16 protein-coding genes are annotated in these 19,007 nt (G+C 35.0%); 7 read left to right on the top strand and 9 right to left on the bottom strand.

The window, feature by feature from the left end; translation table 11 throughout:
• Nucleotides 1-656: 656 nt before the first annotated feature.
• A complete protein-coding gene (locus A8B35_RS12300) occupies nt 657-1,406 on the top strand; it encodes a DUF6261 family protein (protein ID WP_075603067.1) in 750 nt (249 codons plus the stop codon).
• A gap of 256 nt (nt 1,407-1,662) precedes the next feature.
• Complete coding sequence (locus tag A8B35_RS12295; RefSeq protein WP_139314882.1) at nt 1,663-2,013, top strand: hypothetical protein; 351 nt, start codon at nt 1,663-1,665, stop codon at nt 2,011-2,013.
• 37 nt (nt 2,014-2,050) lie between these two features.
• Here A8B35_RS12295 and A8B35_RS12290 read toward each other — a convergent pair whose 3' ends face one another.
• Together A8B35_RS12290 and A8B35_RS12285 are read right to left on the bottom strand one after the other, a co-directional pair.
• Nucleotides 2,051-3,226 (bottom strand): carboxypeptidase-like regulatory domain-containing protein, encoded by a 1,176-nt coding sequence (locus A8B35_RS12290; protein WP_075603065.1) that lies wholly within the window; start codon nt 3,224-3,226, stop codon nt 2,051-2,053.
• Nucleotides 3,219-3,791, bottom strand: coding sequence for an RNA polymerase sigma factor (locus A8B35_RS12285; protein WP_075603064.1), 573 nt, complete (start codon nt 3,789-3,791; stop codon nt 3,219-3,221). Before A8B35_RS12285 ends, A8B35_RS12290 begins: the two co-directional genes overlap by 8 nt.
• Before the next feature lie 146 nt (nt 3,792-3,937).
• Between A8B35_RS12285 and A8B35_RS12280 the strand changes: the two genes are divergently transcribed.
• Together A8B35_RS12280 and rbr are read left to right on the top strand one after the other, a co-directional pair.
• On the top strand, nt 3,938-5,782 hold the full coding sequence (locus A8B35_RS12280) for a vWA domain-containing protein (RefSeq protein WP_075603063.1): 1,845 nt from the start codon (nt 3,938-3,940) through the stop codon (nt 5,780-5,782).
• Nucleotides 5,783-5,938: 156 nt separating this feature from the next.
• Complete coding sequence (gene rbr, locus A8B35_RS12275; protein ID WP_075603062.1) at nt 5,939-6,514, top strand: rubrerythrin; 576 nt, start codon at nt 5,939-5,941, stop codon at nt 6,512-6,514.
• A gap of 77 nt (nt 6,515-6,591) precedes the next feature.
• Here the strand turns inward: rbr and cysN are convergent, their stop codons facing one another.
• The 7 genes from cysN to A8B35_RS12240 form a co-directional block, all read right to left on the bottom strand.
• Nucleotides 6,592-7,863 carry a sulfate adenylyltransferase subunit CysN gene (gene cysN / locus A8B35_RS12270; protein ID WP_245820789.1) on the bottom strand — a complete coding sequence of 424 codons (1,272 nt, stop codon included), beginning with the start codon at nt 7,861-7,863 and terminating at the stop codon, nt 6,592-6,594.
• 22 nt (nt 7,864-7,885) lie between these two features.
• On the bottom strand, nt 7,886-8,791 hold the full coding sequence (cysD, locus tag A8B35_RS12265) for a sulfate adenylyltransferase subunit CysD (RefSeq protein ID WP_075603061.1): 906 nt from the start codon (nt 8,789-8,791) through the stop codon (nt 7,886-7,888).
• A gap of 169 nt (nt 8,792-8,960) precedes the next feature.
• Nucleotides 8,961-10,619: a DNA repair protein RecN gene (gene recN / locus A8B35_RS12260; RefSeq protein ID WP_075603060.1), complete on the bottom strand. Its 1,659-nt coding sequence runs from the start codon at nt 10,617-10,619 to the stop codon at nt 8,961-8,963.
• A 33-nt stretch (nt 10,620-10,652) separates the two neighbouring features.
• Nucleotides 10,653-11,549, bottom strand: a complete 897-nt coding sequence (gene porD, locus A8B35_RS12255; RefSeq protein ID WP_075603059.1) for a type IX secretion system protein PorD — start codon at nt 11,547-11,549, stop codon at nt 10,653-10,655.
• Nucleotides 11,550-11,570: 21 nt separating this feature from the next.
• On the bottom strand, nt 11,571-12,782 hold the full coding sequence (gene coaBC / locus A8B35_RS12250) for a bifunctional phosphopantothenoylcysteine decarboxylase/phosphopantothenate--cysteine ligase CoaBC (RefSeq protein ID WP_245820788.1): 1,212 nt from the start codon (nt 12,780-12,782) through the stop codon (nt 11,571-11,573).
• A 154-nt stretch (nt 12,783-12,936) separates the two neighbouring features.
• Nucleotides 12,937-13,266, bottom strand: a complete 330-nt coding sequence (locus tag A8B35_RS12245; RefSeq protein ID WP_075603058.1) for a DNA-directed RNA polymerase subunit omega — start codon at nt 13,264-13,266, stop codon at nt 12,937-12,939.
• A gap of 17 nt (nt 13,267-13,283) precedes the next feature.
• The gene (locus A8B35_RS12240; protein WP_075603057.1) at nt 13,284-14,093 is read right to left on the bottom strand and encodes an outer membrane protein assembly factor BamD; all 810 of its coding nucleotides are present in this window, start codon (nt 14,091-14,093) and stop codon (nt 13,284-13,286) included.
• 354 nt (nt 14,094-14,447) lie between these two features.
• Here A8B35_RS12240 and A8B35_RS12235 point away from each other — a divergent pair, with 354 nt between their 5' ends.
• The 3 genes from A8B35_RS12235 (at nt 14,448) to A8B35_RS12225 (ending at nt 18,913) form a co-directional block, all read left to right on the top strand.
• Complete coding sequence (locus A8B35_RS12235; RefSeq protein WP_075603056.1) at nt 14,448-15,707, top strand: aminotransferase class I/II-fold pyridoxal phosphate-dependent enzyme; 1,260 nt, start codon at nt 14,448-14,450, stop codon at nt 15,705-15,707.
• Between the two features lie 167 nt (nt 15,708-15,874).
• Nucleotides 15,875-17,755 (top strand): AMP-dependent synthetase/ligase, encoded by a 1,881-nt coding sequence (locus A8B35_RS12230; protein ID WP_075603055.1) that lies wholly within the window; start codon nt 15,875-15,877, stop codon nt 17,753-17,755.
• Nucleotides 17,756-18,028: 273 nt separating this feature from the next.
• Nucleotides 18,029-18,913 (top strand): hypothetical protein, encoded by an 885-nt coding sequence (locus tag A8B35_RS12225; RefSeq protein ID WP_075603054.1) that lies wholly within the window; start codon nt 18,029-18,031, stop codon nt 18,911-18,913.
• Nucleotides 18,914-19,007: the final 94 nt, after the last annotated feature.

Below are 19,007 nucleotides of genomic sequence, written 5' to 3'. Positions count from 1 at the left end.
CGTTTTTTTATTTCACCACTTCTCGCGAATAAATTCATCAGCTCCTTATGGGCTGAATAATACATTCACCCCAATAAATTAACCATTAACACTTCATTATCTAACACTTATCAATTCCGAGGACCAACAATTATGATAACATAAAGGCTTCATTTATCTTAGATATAGAATTTTAACCCAACAAATCCGAACCCATAAAGTGCTCAATAACGCTCACTTATCAGTAAAACGATACTTGCCCTTGTTTTCTATTTTTTATAGAATCCAGTTTACTGCAAGCAAACCACGTAACAGGGCACTGCAGTGCTTTTTTGTTGCAAACAAGTCTCCACCCACTTTATTCTACTCTAATTTAAGTCGATTAAAATAAGATGCTTTTTTTATTCAACATCGTTTTTTTCTGAAATGTGGCCTGCATAAAAAAAGCAAGCGCTCCAGAACTACGATGGAGCAATTATTTTTTTATGCAAGCTCTATTTTCATCAGATATTACTTGCATAAAAAATACAAGGCTTATTTTTCTTCGCATATGGCTTGCATAAAAAAAAGTGATGCATATTCTGATAAAAAACAGGCATTAATATTTTATGCAAGCTCCATTTTAACTTTTTACCGCCTTGCATAAAAAAAGCAGGGCATCATTTAAAACATAAATTATGAAACTAAATACAGCAAGTGCCTACATAAATCGCAAATCAGTATCCTATGCCAACTTAACAAACGATCGCTTTCTAAACCTAGTAAAAACTGTTACCGGAACTGTTGCCACATCAAACCTAACTAGCGAACATATAGCTTATTTGGGTTTAAGTAAGCTGAGTGAGAACATCGCTATTTTAGATCAGATATTAAGCAACGAAAAAAAACAAGTTCACCGAAGTAGTGTAGATGCGGAGCGCGATACCGATTTTATTTACATACGCAATATGCTTCAGGCCAATAAACTGATTCGCGATGAAACCAAAAACAAGGCTGCTGAGGCTTTGCTTTCAGTATTCAATAGTTTTGATATAAACCTCGATTCCTTAGCATTGGATATTGAAACCGAAGAATTGGATCGAGTATTATTGGTATGGAATAAGGCGGATAACGCCATCCATTTTGAGACTCTTGACTTGAGTAAGGACTTGGCTAAATTAAATACTTCGGTAAAAGCCTATAAGGATTTTGATAGCGCACGCGGAAACAAAAGTAAAAAGCAAACGCCTAAGGTGAGAGAAATACGTAGCACTATACAAAAACAGTTTTGCATGTGGCTCGATATACTTAAAGGGCTTGCCAACCTCAACGACGATGCAGCTTGTTACCAATGCCTGAAAGCAGCCAATACTTATATTACTGCTCAGGATGCATATGTAAAATCAAGAGCCACTCGCAATAGCGAAGCTGAGATAGAAGCCCAATAAAAACATTCCATTTACATGGAGGAAAAAGAAAAGGATGCAGAGCCACAGGGTGAAGGATCCTTTTTTTGTGACATGTATGTTAATTGAATTATATTTGATTTAGAAATTGCAGTAGGCATAAACTATGCTTTATTCAAAATAACTAGAAAACAACAAGAATTAAAGCCTCAATAAAAATATGAGACATTTATTATTCATTTTCGTATTATTCATTTTCACAAGGTGCCAACACAAAAATAAAGTAAATACAACCTGCTTGTATAATGTAAATATTGACTACGTAAACCTACCAGAAATAGACGGAACGGAGATGTATAACGACTCCTTAATAATTGCCTTCTATGAGTCTTTCAATAAAGACACATTGACTGTATCAATAAATCAAAAGCATTTTAAAACAATGTTCTTAACTACTGATGAAAGAACCGGTGATGCTGGATATTTACAAACTATTAAATATAAGGATGTGAAAAATATTGGCTTACGAATAAATAGTGGTAAACTTATTTGTATAGAACCGCCAAAAATCCATTACAATATTCAATTAATGTATTTAGATAGTACCGCAACAGTTAGGTTCCATAGAAAACTTCCTGCTTGTTATTAGAATCCCAAATAGATCTGTAATATGAAGGAACCTCAATTTATAAATTAAAGCTCACCTTACCCCCACTTAACAACTCAACAGGAGCATTCGTTAATAATCTTTTGGCTTCCTTTTTAACGGCATCCGAGTTTGTAGTCAATATTTTAATATCCTTTACTTTGCCGCGCTTATTGATACTAAATTCCGCCTCCACAACAATGGTATTATTGGCATCTATCTTTTTATTATTATCAATATAAGTTTGCAAACTAGTTACTGAAATATTCTCTTCTTCCTTCGTTTTAATCTGAGCTATAGCACCTGTAACTTCTTTCTTGGTACGAACCCCATAACCAACGGCTACCACCTCATCCAAAGACACATTCGCCTCCTTAAGCTGAACATCGGCTTTAGCCAATACATTTTGTGTTACCTCTTCTTCCCTTTGCTCATAACCGATAAATGCATATACCAAAACATCGCCCTCTTTAGCATCAATTTGGTAGGCTCCATCCATATCGGTAATGGTTCCAGTATCTGTTCCTTTTATATACACCGAAACACCAGGTATTGGCCCGTCACTGTCCTCTACTACACCTTTTAACTGATAGTTATTTGCCATTAACGAAGCCTGCTCATCCATCAAAACATGCGATTGAACAGGGGCTGCAATGGGTTCTTCACCCTTAAGTAGCATCATTTTTTCTTCCGCTACAATTCCTTTGGGCGTTACAAGGGTTTCATTTGTAGTTTTTGCTTGCGCGATAGATGGTGCTGCCGGGGCAGGTATAACTTCCTCTGCCACCTGTGCTGTTTCTAACAAAACATCCTTTTTATCTGCTTCTTTCTTCGCAACAATAGCCTTCGAATTTACTGTTTCGGGCGCAGGTTTTACCCTTACCTCTTGTGCTACTTGAAATTTTTTCACCTCAGTATTGCTAGTAATAAAATACAAAGCACCCACACTAATTAATAGTACCACCGAGGCCGCAACACCCCAATAAACAATTAAACTACGTGGCTTCCTTTTCTCTACACGATTATTTAGTTGCTCCTCAAGCTGTGCCAAATCATCCGATAATTCATCAGCAGATAACTTGGCAAAACCATCCATGGCATCACTCAAAAACGGATCGGCATTCATATCCTTTTCTAAAGAATAACGCTCCTCTTTAGTCAACTTATTTTTTAGATAAGTTAATATATGGTGTATGTTGTATCGCTTATTATTCATAATCACCCTCCCCTTTAGAGTCTTCAATGCAAATTTTCAGATTCCTTTTTCCATTCTGAATATTGCTCTTCACCTTCTTTTCATCTACCTCTAATTGCTCTGCTATATCCTTATAACAGGCCTTTTTAAAATAGAATAACTCAATGGCCTTTTTCTGTTCTTCCTTTAATTTTTTAATACAATTTAAAAGTGCTTCTGATAAATCAGGATTTTCCTCTTCATCTATAGGATGCTGTGTAAAGCCATTTTCCATAATAGTACTCGACATTTTTTCAAATGCCTTGTTCTTACTCTTATCACTGCGCAACTTCATTAAACAGAAGTTTTTACTCACCACATAAAGCCACACCTTAAAATCATTCGGTATGTCTTGCTTCTTGAGTTCAACTAAAAGCTTCTCAAAAATATTCATCACAGCATCTTGTGCATCCTCCTTATTACTGAGGTATTTTAAACACACACCGTAAACCAAGGGCATATAAGGTTTGTATAATTCGCTGACTAAATCAACCGAATTACTCTTTTTATATTTCTGTATTAAGGATTTTTCCGAAGATGCTTCCATCAATAAAGTACTGTTTAACAATGATGTTGACCACTCAAACTAAATAAAATCAAAAAAAATGAAAATAATTTTATGGAATCTTCACTTGCCTTGCATGCTATAGTCAAATTAACAATTGTAAAAGTATTAATTAAAACAATATTGATATGAAAAGCTCTAAATTTTTATTACTCGTTATTATTTGCCTATTTAGCTTAAACGCCTTTGCTGCCAAAGTAACTGGTATTGTTAGCGATGCATCTAATCCAATTCCTGGCACTAGTATTTATATTAAAGGCACCAACATTGGGGTAATTAGCGACTTTACGGGTGCTTATAGCATCAATGTAAATACAAACCAGACTTTGGTATTTGCAATTATTGGTTACCAAACACAAGAACATAAAATTAAAGCACAGCAAACCACTTTAAATATTACCCTAATTCCTGATGTAGTAAAACTGGATGAAGTGGTTGCTGTTGGTTATAGCACACGTGTAAAAAGATGCGTAACCGGAGCCATTAGCTACCAAAAGGCCGCTCCTTCATATTGTGCAGCCCCTCCAATACATTATATGAATGAGGTGCAAAATACAGAATCGTATGCCACCACTAATCAAAGTGGATTTAAACAAGTAGCGCTTGATCCACTATCCACATTTTCGATAGATGTAGATGCTGCATCTTATACCAATTTACGCCGCTACATAAATAATGGAACTTTACCGCCAAGCGATGCTGTTAGAATTGAGGAGATGATTAACTATTTTAATTACAATTATTCGAAAGCAAAAAAAGGAGTTCCTTTTAGTATTAATAGCGAATATGCAGCCTGTCCTTGGAACAACGAAAACTACCTGCTACATATCGGATTAAAAGGCTCTGAAATAAATATGGAGGATTTACCAGCGTCCAATATCGTATTTCTTATCGATGTATCCGGATCCATGTCTGCCGCAAATAAACTGCCCCTGTTACAAACATCATTTAAACTATTATTAAACCAACTTCGCCCTCAAGATAAGGTAGCAATTGTTGTGTACGCAGGTAACTCGGGCTTGGTATTGCCTTCCACATCGGCCAACGAAAAACAAACCATTATACAGGCACTTGATAAACTCAGTGCGGGTGGTTCAACTGCTGGTGGTGCAGGTTTAGATTTAGCCTATAAAGTTGCCGAAGAAAACTATATTGATGGCGGAAACAATAGAATTATATTGGCTACTGATGGCGATTTTAATGTGGGCCAAAGTAACAACAACCAACTTGAACGTTTAATTGAAAGCAAACGCGACAAAGGTATTTTCATATCTGTTCTAGGATACGGGATGGGTAATTATAAAGATGATCTAATGGAAACCATAGCCGATAAAGGAAACGGTAACTATTCTTACATCGACAATATTAAAGAAGCCAAAAAGGTTTTAGTGAACGAATTTGGAGGCACCCTATTCACCATTGCCAAGGATGTAAAGTTTCAGTTAGAGTTTAATCCCACTTACGTGGAAGAGTATCGCCTTATTGGTTATATGAACCGCAGGTTAAACAATGAAGATTTTGAAGATGACCAAAAAGATGCCGGTGAAATGGGCGCCGGACATACTGTTACAGCACTCTACGAAATAGTTCCGAATAAAAACACCACAATAAAACGCCGACTAAAATATCAAAATTCAAAACGTTCTGATAAGGCATATACCAATGAGCTGCTTACACTAAAGTTGAGGTATAAAGAACCCAATGGTAACAAGAGCCGATTAATTGAAGAAGTAGTTAATGCCATGCCAAGTGAAATAAACCAAACTAGTAATAACTTTAGGTATTCAGCCGCTGTTGCACAATTCGGAATGTTGGTACGCAAGGAGGATAAAATACCAAACACCACTTGGCAATCAGCTATTGAAATGGCTATTTCAGCAAAAGGAAATGATGAAGAAGGCTACCGTGCTGAAATGATTCAACTTATGAAAACAGCGAGCCTGCTTTCTGAAGCTACAAGTCACAATAACTAGTACTAACGACCAATTAAGAAAGTATCTAAATTATTGAGTGCCATGTTATATTAGGGGTCAATTCTGTACATTTGCTCTTATAATAAAAATCCAATTTCAAGGATATAAATAAATGGATATAACCCAATATCCTAATTACAAAATAAACAAACTATTATGGCAAGTTTAAAAGGAACTAAAACAGAACAAAACTTATTAAAAGCTTTTGCAGGAGAATCTCAAGCACGTAACCGTTATACGTATTTTGCAAAACAAGCAAAAAAAGAAGGTTTAGAGCAAATTGCTGCTATTTTCATGGAAACAGCTGAGCAAGAAAGAGAGCACGCTAAACGTTTCTTCAAGTTTTTAGAAGGTGGTATGGTTGAAATTACAGCTACTTACCCTGCTGGAATTATTGGTGATACAATGGCTAACCTTAAAGCTTCTGCAGAAGGTGAAAACGAAGAGTGGACTGAGTTATACCCTGAGTTTGCAAAAATTGCAGAAGAAGAAGGTTTTAAAGAAATAGCAGTTGCTTTTAAAATGATTGCTAAAGTAGAGGCACATCACGAAGCTAGATACCGTAAATTATATAGCAACCTTGAAGAAGGTAAAGTATTTGAAAAAGACGGAAAAGTAATCTGGAAATGTCGTAACTGTGGTTTCATTCACGAGGGAGCTAAAGCGCCTCAAAAATGTCCTGCTTGTTTACATTCTCAAGCTTACTTCGAAGTTAGCGAAGAAAACTATTAGGATTTTAATACCCTATAAAACAAAGAGGGAGTCTGTAACAGACTCCCTCTTTCATTTTATATCATTTGTATATTTTTTTACAAAATCATACCTGCAGCAACAGTTTCGTTAGTAGCTTCATCAACTAAAATAACACTTCCTGTAAATCTGTTTGAGTTGTACGAGTCAAAATGTAAAGGCTTAGTAACTCTTAAGCTTACTTTCGCAATATCATTCATTCCAACTTGTAAATCCTCAGTATTCTGCTCCAAAGTATTAATGTTCATTTTATAATGAACCGAAGTAACCATACAACGTGCATCCGAAGAGGTATGCTTAATCACATACTTTCCTCTTGGAATTAATGGTCGCTCGTTAAACCAACAAACCATTAAATCAACATCCTGTGAAGATTGAGGTACATCGTCAGATTTTACTAACATATCCCCCCTGCTGATATCAATTTCATCCTCTAAAGTAATGGTTACCGATTGAGGTGCAAACGCTTTATCTAAAGTCTCCTCAAAGAAATCGATGGTTTTTACTTTAGTAGTAAATCCTGAAGGTAATACAGTAATGTCATCACCAACTTTTACAGCTCCACTTGCCACTCTACCACCATATCCTCTATAATCAGGGAATTCAACAGTTTGAGGGCGCACAACATACTGCACTGGGAAGCGGAAGTTGCTATGGTTTATATCACTACTAATGTGAATATTCTCAAGTAAATGTAATAAAGTTGGTCCTTGGTACCATGCTGTTTTATCAGAACGGTCTACAACATTATCTCCGTTCAATGCACTAATAGGCACATAACGAACATCTTTCACATCTAACTTTGATGAAAATGCATCAATATCCGACTTAATTTCTTCAAATCTCTCCTCTGCATAATCAACTAAATCCATTTTGTTGATACAGAAAATTACGTGAGGAATTTGTAATAAAGATGCGATATATGAGTGACGCATTGTTTGCTCTAATACTCCATGACGGGCGTCAACTAGAATGATAGCAACATTGGCTGTACTAGCACCTGTAACCATATTACGTGTATACTGAATATGTCCTGGTGTATCTGCAATAATAAACTTACGTTTAGGAGTTGCAAAATAACGGTAAGCAACGTCGATTGTAATACCTTGCTCACGCTCGGCTCTTAAACCATCGGTTAAAAGAGCTAGGTTTACATCTGCATTACCAATACGCTCACTAGCTTGCTCGATAGCCTCCATTTGATCTTCAAAAATGGCCTTACTATCATATAATAATCTTCCGATAAGAGTACTTTTTCCATCATCAACACTACCTGCAGTGGTGAAGCGTAAAAGCTCCATATCTAAATATCCTGAATTTTTCTCGCTCATAATATATTTTCTCTTGGGTAGTTTAAAAGTAACCTTCTTTTTTACGGTCTTCCATCGCTGATTCTGATCTCTTATCATCAGCACGCCCTCCACGTTCAGTTGTTCTTGTGGCAGCAACCTCTTGAATAATGTCTTCAAGATCGTTTGCTTTAGAAAGCGTTAAACCTGTACATGTGATATCTCCAATTGTTCTACAACGAACATCTTTTTCGACTAACTCCTCACCAGGCTTAAGATCCATAAATGGGGCTTTAAACATCCAAACACCATCTCTATTAAATACTTCGCGCTTATGCGTAAAGTAAAGATTTGGTAGATCAATATTCTCCATATAAATATATTGCCAAACATCCATTTCAGTCCAGTTACTTATAGGAAAAACTCTAAAGTGTTCGCCCATATTTTTGCGACCGTTAAAAATGTTCCACAATTCAGGACGCTGGTTCTTAGGATCCCACTGTCCGAATTCATCACGGTGTGAAAAGAAACGCTCTTTAGCACGTGCTTTTTCTTCGTCACGTCGACCACCACCCATTGCGGCATCACATTTTAACTCTTCTAAAGCATCTAATAAAGTAACCGTTTGTAACTTATTTCTTGATGCATTAATACCTTTTTCCTCAACAGCTTTACCCTGGTCGATAGAATCTTGTACGTAACGAACAATACACTTAGCTCCCGTTTTTTCCATTAAGTTATCTCTAAAGTCAATAGTTTCTTGGAAGTTATGACCTGTATCGATATGTAATAAATTGAAAGGTACTTTAGCAGGATAGAATGCTTTACGTGCTAAATGAAACATTACTATTGAATCTTTTCCTCCTGAAAAGAGCATCACCGGTCTTTCGAACTGAGCAGCTACTTCACGTAGCACAAATATTGACTCCGCTTCTAGTTCTCTAAGGTGATTAATTTGGTATTTGTCCATAATAAGAATTAATTTCTTCCGATAAAATATTTAATCTATAGGATTAAAAACGCTGACAAAGTTAATGATTTTAATGATACTTGAAAGCACATTGCGTTTCGTCCTTTTTAAAATATCCCTAATTTTTGTAGGATTAATTATAAGTTGATAAATAGATTAGGAAATAATATTATAAGGATTGGCTCAACAACTCTTCAGCATTAGAGAGTGCGGCTTCACTAAGCGAACTTCCACTTAGCATTTTTGCTACTTCTTTTACTCTATCTTCGTAAGATAATACTACAATACTTGTATGAGTTGCATCTTTAGTATCCGATTTATAAACTTTATAATGCTGTTGCCCTTTTACAGCAATTTGAGGTAAATGGGTGATACTAAGCACCTGAATATTCTTGGAAATCTCTTGCATAATCACTCCCATCTTATCCGCAACTTCACCAGAAACTCCAGTATCTATTTCATCAAAGATAATCGTAGGTAATCCTCTTGATATTGAAAGAAGAGACTTAATACAAAGCATTACCCTCGACATTTCTCCACCTGAAGCTACTTTAGGAATTTCAGCCAACTCTCCTTGCTTGTTTGCAGAAAACAAGAAACAAATGTCATCCAAGCCCGAATCACTAAATTCCTCTAGCACTGCATAATTGATAACCAAACGAGCATTTGGCATACCCAGTTCTTTCAATTGAGAACTCAAGGTTTTTTCAATAGATGAGAATACTTTCTTACGCGACTTTGTAAGCTTTTCTGCAAGGCCGCCTAATTTGAGTGCAGCTTCTTTAATTTCTTTTTCTTTCTTTTCGAGTTCAACATCAAAGGAAGCTACTTTACCTAACTGCTCTTCAAATGCGTTCTGAATCTCTAATAAATCACTAACCGAACTAACTTTATGCTTTTGTTGTAAATTATAAATTTCAGTTAAACGAGCATTCGTTTCTTCCAATTTCTGAGGGTCATACTCCACGCCCTCTTCTTTGGTTTCAATCTCTGAAATTAAATCCTCTAAATCAATGTATGAAGAATTTAATCTTTCCAACCACTGACTCCCTTCAGAAAGATATGACGACACACGCTCGATAGATCTAATGGCACTTTTTAATTGCTCTAAGGCTGATGTATCACCATTTAATAATTGACTTGTCTCAAATAAGGCACCTTTAATCTCTTCTGCATGAGACAGCTCATCCCTACTCTTTTCTAATTCACTTTGCTCGTTACTTTGTAAGTTGAGTTGATGAATCTGATCGTATTGAAATTGTATATAATCCGTATCATCCTTTAATTTAGAATTCTCTAATTCTAATGCTTGCTTCTCCTTTTGTAATTTTTTATATCCTTTAAAGGCTTCTTGATACTTCTTCTGAATAGAGGAATTTTGAGCTACCGCATCAATAATATTTAATTGAAACTTTGTATCTCCAAGCAATAAATTTTGGTGCTGGGAATGTATATCGATTAATTGAACTGAAATTGACTTTAGAAAATTGAGGTTTACCGGTGTGTCATTTACAAAGGCACGTGATTTACCCGAAGTTAGAATTTCGCGACGAATAGTTGTTTCCTCCTCATAATCAACATCAGCCACTTCAAATAAAGATCGAAACTCATGATCTTTTATATCAAAAACAGCTTCAATCACACTCTTCTTCTCTTTATTTTTAAGAACCGACAAATCGCTTCTTTGTCCTAAAACCAACGAAAGTGCACCAAGCATAATGGATTTTCCTGCTCCCGTTTCTCCTGTAATTACTGAGAATCCTTTTTGAAAATCAATCTCAATTTTATCAATTAATGCATAATTAGAGATCAATAGCGATTTTAACATATCTTCTAAGTATAGTATTCTAAAATGTGTAGGTTAATTTCCGGTAAAAGCCTTTTTATATTTATCAACGTTAGCCGGATCACATTCGCTTAAAACTTCTAGCGCACGCCCTTTCTCCATTGAAAAGGACTCTTTAAATATATTGATAAGCTCATCTGATTTAGCATCGAAAAACACCTGCATTGCAAAAGAACCGGGCTTCTCACGCTGCACTTTTCGGAGTTTTTCAATTGCTTTAAGAATTTCTGCTCTACCCTCTTCGGCTTCTGAACTCATCTTATCAAGCCCATTTCTGTGATAGTCATACATACATTCACGCAAAGGGCGATGAAATTCATTCAGATAGTTCTCCACTAACCAATACCTATTCCTTCTACTTTCAAACGACTTCCATCCCTTTTGTGGTGCATTTTGAGCAATACTAACGATTTGCTCAGCCATTGAAATATACTTACTTCCTCCTTCTTTAGAGAAGGAATCATAATCAAATCCAATAATGATATAGGCATAGTATGCAAGAGTGGCCACTAAGTTACTTTCGAAAGTATTTGGGTTGTAAATTAAAGGCTCATACTCGGTATATTTAAATGCAAAGTCTTGATCAATATAATTCAGCAACATTGTGCTATAAGATGAATTATAAACTGGTCGTCGAAGCTGAACTTGAAATGTACCCGAAAATTCATCTACAGAAATAATCTGCTTTATATTAATGAGGATGCTACACTGTATCCTTTCTTCGCCACTAAATACATTATCGGTCCATTTCTGTCCATTCATAAATTCTATAATCGCAGCCTGCAAAGTCTCGAAAACTTGTTTATTAGTCCCTTGAACACTAGGTGACATTACCGATACTGAACATTGCAACTCTTGTGCTTTCACAAACACAGAAGAAAAAACAAAAAATAGAATTAAAATATATTTCATGGACAAATAATAGGTAGCTAGTTATAAGTGCTTCACTCTATCAACAATATCTGAAGCAACTTCTCTCTTGCTCTTTAACGGATAATCTTCAATTTTATTATCCTTTGTAACAATTGTAATCTTATTTGTATCAACACCAAATCCTGCTCCTTCATTCTCTAAAGAATTCAAAACAATGAAGTCTAAATTCTTTTTAACCAGCTTTTTGTTAGCATGTTCAAGTGCATTATCTGTTTCTAATGCAAATCCTACTAAAAACTGGTTATCTTCTTTAATCTTTCCTAATTCCTTGGCTATATCGCGAGTTGGAGACAAAGTAACTTTTAATTCTCCACCATCACTCTTCATCTTTTTGTCAGTGTAGTTAACAGGAGTATAATCAGCAACTGCAGCAGATAATATTGCACCATCACAGCTAGAATAGGCTTTAATACACACCTCATACATCTCCTCAGCTGTAGTTACATTTATAATATTAATTCGAGGTTGTTCTGTATCTATATTCACAGGACCTGAGACTAAAGTAACTTCAGCACCGCGCGCCGATAATTCTTCAGCAATAGCATAGCCCATTTTTCCGCTTGAAAAGTTTCCAATAAAGCGAACAGGATCTATTCTTTCGTAGGTAGGACCAGCGTTAACTAGAATCTTTTTTCCTACCAATTCACCCTTCCCTACTTTTAATTCGTTGGCAAAGTAAGCTTTTACTTTCTCAACTATTTGCTCAGGCTCTTCCATACGCCCTTTACCATGTAATCCACTAGCAAGAGCACCAACACCTGGTTCAATAATGTGAGCACCGTATTCAATAAGCGTATCAATATTCTTTAAATTGGCTGGGTGCTGAAACATATCCAAGTCCATTGCCGGAGCTATCATCACTGGACACTTAGCCGATAGATAGGTTGTCAATAATAGATTATCACAAATTCCGTTTGCCATCTTCCCCATCGTATTTGCAGATGCCGGAGCAATTAAAAATAAGTCGGCCCACAAGCCTAGGTCAACATGACTGTGCCATGTACCATCTTTATTTTCGAAGAATGCACCTAAAACTGGCTTACCAGATAGAGCTGACATAGTAACTGGTGTTATAAACTCTCTTGCAGCTGGCGTCATAATTACTTGCACATCTGCACCTTCTTTAACTAAATACCTTAATAAGTAGGCTGCTTTATAAGCCGCAATACTCCCGGTTAAACCTAAAATTATCTTTTTATCCTTCAGAATCATTATACTATCCTATCAAATATGTCTTATTCAGAAATACTTTCTGCACTAGCCCAAAAATAAAAAAAGATAAAGGAAATAGTATCATTTCCTTTATCTTTAATTCAATTTAATATGTTTTACCAACACATTATAAATATTTTTAATCAACTAAGATCTACTCTTCTTTCTTAGCATCATTTACTCTGTGGTAAATATTGCCATCAATATATTCTTGAGTAGAAATTGAAGACGACTTTGGCAAACGCTCGTAAAAACGAGAGATTTCAATTTGCTCACGATTTTCAAAAACTTCCTCTAAGTTATCAGTATATGAAGCGAACTCTTGAAGTTTTTTATTCAACTCCTCTTTCATCTCAACACTAATCTGATTAGCTCTTTTAGCAATTACTAAAACAGATTCATAAATATTGTTTGTTCCGCTAGCTAAATCTTGAGTATCCCAAGTAATTGTGCTGTCTGGAGCATTTGATTTTTTATAATCCATACCTATATTAATATTATCTAATTTTGCTCTTCGTATTTTATTTGCTTTGAGGCATCGTCGAACATCTTAACGGCCTTCTTCATATAATCACTTTCTGGAAATTCGTTTACGAATGAATAGTATTCATCAACCGCATCACGCATTCTTTCCTCTTTCTTTTTATCAACACTTTTAACCGCTTGTATATATTTAGCTTCTAAAATCAAGAAAGATAACTCCTCTCTGTATTTCGTATCAGGAAATTCTTTTAAACTATTTTGAGCAGCAATTACTGAAGATAAATAATTATTCCCCATATAATTCCCTAAGTCAAAATATAACTTAGCACTCAAATATGACTTATAAACTAACTTATCTCTTAACTCATCCATTAATTTATTTGCCTCAGGAACACGCGTACTATTTGGGTAAATATTTACAAATAATTGAAATTCATTAATTGCGTTTCTTGTATCAGTTTGATCCAAACGTGGTTTTGGAGAAAGCATATAATAACAATATCCGCTCATGTATTGACATTCCTCTGCATATTCACTCGTAGGAAAAGTTTTAACAAATTGTCTGAAATAATGACCTGCCAACATATAATCTTTCAGACCAATTAAACAATTTGCATAAGTATAATTCAATATTTCAGCCTTATCGGTTCCTCTAAACACTCCTTGAAGTTCCGACATAAGAGTAGCCGCTCGCATAAAATCTTCAGATTCGTAGTATTCCATTGATTTGGTATACTTCAATTCGTAATCAGTACTTTTTAGTAGTTTTTGATACTGACTACAACTAAAAAACAATGGCAACACTAATAAAACTATAAACTTCTTCATGTATATTATAAAGTTTCAATATGCTAAAGATGTTGAACAAACACCCTACTTGATCAAATATTCAATTATTTCAAGATGCAAAGATAAATATAATTATCAAATCAACAGACAATATAATGACATATATTTATAAACGATAAAAATGACTTACTTGATTACTTCATTTTTAAGAAGAGTATTCAATTATTGGTAAGTTGTACATTTTGCAAAATAGCCGTTTACAGCCATACAAAATAGAGCAACCCTCACTAACACACCCTATTAATCAATACATTATAATATTAAGTACAATATCATTTTATGGTATTCAAAAAATATTACCTTTGCATCCGTTAATTCTTAAAAGATATACAAGTGGATATTTTTGACAAGATAAAGGAAACCATGGGGCCATTAGGAAAATATGGCAAAGATGGATATGGTTATTTTATGTTCCCTAAGTTAGAGGGAGAAATAAGTCCTCGAATGAAGTTTCGCGGCAAGGAAGTGCTAAATTGGAGTTTAAATAACTATTTAGGGTTGGCAAACCACCCTGAAGTAAGAAAAGCAGATGCTGATGCAGCAGCTGAGTATGGATTAGGTTACCCAATGGGTGCTCGCATGATGTCTGGTCACACCAGTAAACATGAAGAGCTTGAGGCTAATCTAGCTGAGTTTGTTGGAAAACAAGATGCTTATTTACTAAACTTCGGTTACCAAGGTATGGTATCTATTATTGATACTATGGCTTCTAGAAAAGACGTTATTGTTTATGATTCTGAGTCTCACGCTTGTATCATGGATGGTGTTTTCTTACATAAAGCCAAAGGTGGTAAAAGCTTTGTATTCCCTCACAATGATATTGAGAGATGTGAAAAAATGCTTACAATGGCAACTAAGCGTGCTGCTGAAAATGGCGGTGGTGTATTAGTTATCACTGAAGGTGTTTTCGGAATGGCCGGTGATTTAGGAGCTCTAGATAAAATTGTTGCACTTAAAGAAAAGTTTAATTTTAGACTTTTAGTTGATGATGCACATGGTTTTGGAACAATGGGAGCAACTGGTTCTGGTACTGCAGAGCATTTTGGTGTAGTTGACAAAGTAGATATTTTATTCAACACTTTTGCCAAATCAATGGCGAGTATTGGTGCTTTTGTTGCTGCAGACGAAGAAGTTATTAGCTACTTACGTTATAACATGCGTTCGCAAGTTTTTGCAAAATCGTTACCGATGCCATTAGTAGTTGGTGCTTTAAAACGCCTTGAATTACTAAAATCGCAACCAGAATTAAAAGATAACCTTTGGACTATTGTAAAAGCTTTACAAAACGGTTTTAAAGAGCAAGGTTTTGATATTGGTAAAACAGAATCTCCTGTTACTCCAGTATTCTTTAACGGATCTGTACCTGAGGCTACACAATTAACAATGGACTTAAGAGAGAATTATAACCTTTTCTGTTCTATCGTAGTGTACCCAGTTATTCCTAAAGATCAGTTAATGCTTAGAATTATACCTACAGCAGTTCATACATTAGAAGATGTTGAGTATACATTGAAAGCATTTGCTGAAATGAAAGAAAAACTTGAAGCTGGTGCTTACAATACAGGTAGCGATAAAATTGCATCTACAATTTAATTTATAGTAGATATAAAATAAAGCTGAAGAGGCTATCTCAAATGAGATAGCCTCTTTTTTTTGGTATAAATTATCCTATATTTGTAATACCCTCCCCCGATAAAGTAAACTAATTAACATCCACGTTGTGTTATGTAGCTGTATTTGTAACTTTATATTTTAATCTTATGTCATCACTCATCTCTTTTTTCAAAGAAAAAGTAAAGCAATATCCCAATAACGATTTTCTTTGGGAAAAATCAGACCAAATATATCAATCCACATCTTATACCGAAGGTCTGGAATTAGTGAAGAAAATAGCATTAGGCTTACAGAAAATAGGACTTAAAAAGGAAGATAAAGTAGCCCTGCAATCTGAAGGACGCAATCTGTGGTTATTAAGCGAACTTGCTGTTCTTAGCAATAGGGCAATCACCGTTCCCTTATCAACAAAACTAGAAGCAGACAATGATTTACTATTTAGAATAGACCATTCTGAGAGTAAATACATGTTGGTATCAGAAAATCAGCTTACTAAAATCCGAACGTTAAAAAGTAAATTACCTTTACTAGAATATATCATCGTCTTTAACCCTACCTTGCAACTTGAGGAAGGTGAAATTGATATTAATGACATTATCAATAAGGGCGAAATTGAGTTAAATAAATCCCCTTTGGCATATGAGCATCTATCTAATGAAGTTAAACCTGATGATATAGCTACAATAACCTATACCTCTGGAACAACTGCTCAGCCCAAAGGCATAATGCTTTCTCATAGAAATTACACAGCAAATGTAGAACAAGCATTTAGCTATATCGACATACCAGAACACTTCCGAACATTAGTTGTACTTCCTTGGGATCATGCTTTTGCACACACTGCATCTTTGTATTCGTTTATGATGAAAGGAGCCAGTATTGCCTCTGTACAAATAGGAAAAACACCGATCGAAACACTCAAAAATTTCAGTAATAATATAAAAGAGATACAACCACACATCTTAATGAGCGTTCCTGCGCTTGCCAAAAACTTTAAAAGCAATATTGAAAAAGGTATTGCCGCCAAAGGGAACACTATTAATAGTTTATTTAAATTTGCACTGAAATTATCTTACTGGCACAATGGGAATGGAGAAGATAAAGGAAAAGGTCTATCAATAATTGCAAAACCCTTATTAGCAATATTTAACCAGATATTATTTAAGAAAGTAAAAATAGGATTTGGCGGAAACTTACAATTCTTTATTGGTGGCGGCGCTTTGCTTGATTATGATTTGCAGCAATTCTTTTATGCAATCGGAATACCCATGTATCAAGGGTATGGCTTAAGCGAGGCTTCTCCTATTATATCTGCTAATACCCCAAATTTTCACAGACTAGGATCATCTGGTAAAATACTTCATAATCTTGAGGTAAAAATATGTGATGAAAATGGTAATAAATTGCCTAATTTATCTTTAGGAGAAATCGTCGTTAAGGGTGAAAACGTAATGCAAGGGTATTGGAAAAATCAACAAGCTACAAATGAAACAATAAAAGACAATTGGTTATACACTGGTGATCTTGGTTACCTAGATGATACAGATTTTTTATATGTAAGAGGACGATATAAAAGTCTATTAATTAGTGCTGATGGCGAAAAATATAGCCCCGAAGGAATTGAAGAAACCATAATTGACAATTGCAGTTTCATACATCAGATAATGCTCTATAATAATCAGAATGCGTTCACAACTGCAATAATAGTACCTAATGTAGACCTAGTTAAAGCAAAGAATTTAAGTCCTCAAGAAGCCATCCAAAATATAAACAATGAATTATCCTACTTTAAAAAGGGAGGAAAATTCGAGGGCATGTTTCCGCAGCGTTGGCTTCCTTCAAATTTTGCCATTGCACATCAAATTTTTAGCGAAGAGAATAAATTAATCAATAGCACTATGAAATTAGTTCGCGACAAAGTTATAGAGTTATTCGATAGTGAACTTAAAACTTGCTACACTGCTATTGGACGAGACATAAACAACAAGCTTAACGTGGAAAACTTAATGAAATTATTAAATACATAGCAGTATTATACCCATTTAACACAAGAAACAACACCTTTAACAAAAAGATGTAAAAAAAACACATTATTCAGATCTCAATAATATAATAATTATATTTTTGTCGGTAATTATTTTTGATAAATCAGTTAAAACACCAATGTGGTTGAATAATAAAAATAGAATAATGTTAATAGAATTACAGGCTTAACATAAAAACCAATTAGCTTTACGTTTTTTTCATAACCTTTTACGAATTCTTTCGTAATAACCATATCTATTAAACTTATTAGTTAAATGCAGCAACACTTAGGAAAAACTATTATAACGTGTCTTATTATACTACTAAGCACTTCTTTAAATGCACAGTATAATAAGAAACATCAGTTTCTTGAAGGATTTAAGATTCAGCCAAAAGTAGGGTTCAACATGTTCTATGGCGATCTTGTATCCACAGAAAGAACAAGATATACATTTGGAGTAAACGCAGAAAAAGAATTAAATACGTATTTAAATGCACGTTTTGATCTTTCATTGGGGTCTATGCAAGGATCCCAACTAATGAGTTCTGGTGACGTTTATGCCTATTTTGTTAATGAATTTGCACAATACAATATTGGAGCGACATTCAGACCACTGGATTTGGCATACGGTTTATTCAAACAACGTAGATTTAATCCATATATAATTGGTCAAGTTGGTCTTATTCAATGGAAAGCACGTGAGTTTTTCGGTAATGCTGCCCATAGCAATAATTACATAGCATGGAGAGGCATTGGATATGACCCCATTGATACTAATGGAGACGGATATGATGATAACTTTGAAAGAAATGGCTCTTGGGGGTTTGCCCCAACAATAACAGGAGGTTTTGGCTGCGCTGTTTTTGTCAATTCAAGAATTAGCATTAATGCGGAGTGGAATGGTACATATGCATTTACCGATGAGTTAGATGCTCATGCTGATTGGACAGACGGAGAAGGAATCGTACATACTACTGCAGGTAATGATTTTTTCTACATTGGAACAGTAGGTGTAACCTACTTATTTGATGACAGCCAATGGCGAAACTCACCTAAATATAATAGGAAAGCCTACTTAAGAACAAAAAGCTTGTACAAATCAAGTTCAAAAAAGTACAAACGTCCATCAAAACGTAAATCAAAACGATATAAGAGATAACAACATAAACAAAGAGCTCCAATTAGGAGCTCTTTTTATTTATACAGTAGACCAATTCAGAAAGTTATGTAACTTTGCTTTCTAGAAAAATAGT

The sequence above is a fragment of the Saccharicrinis aurantiacus genome (assembly GCF_001660705.2).
GTDB classification, from domain to species: domain Bacteria; phylum Bacteroidota; class Bacteroidia; order Bacteroidales; family Marinilabiliaceae; genus Saccharicrinis; species Saccharicrinis aurantiacus.
This window is presented reverse-complemented; position numbering and strand designations above follow the sequence as displayed.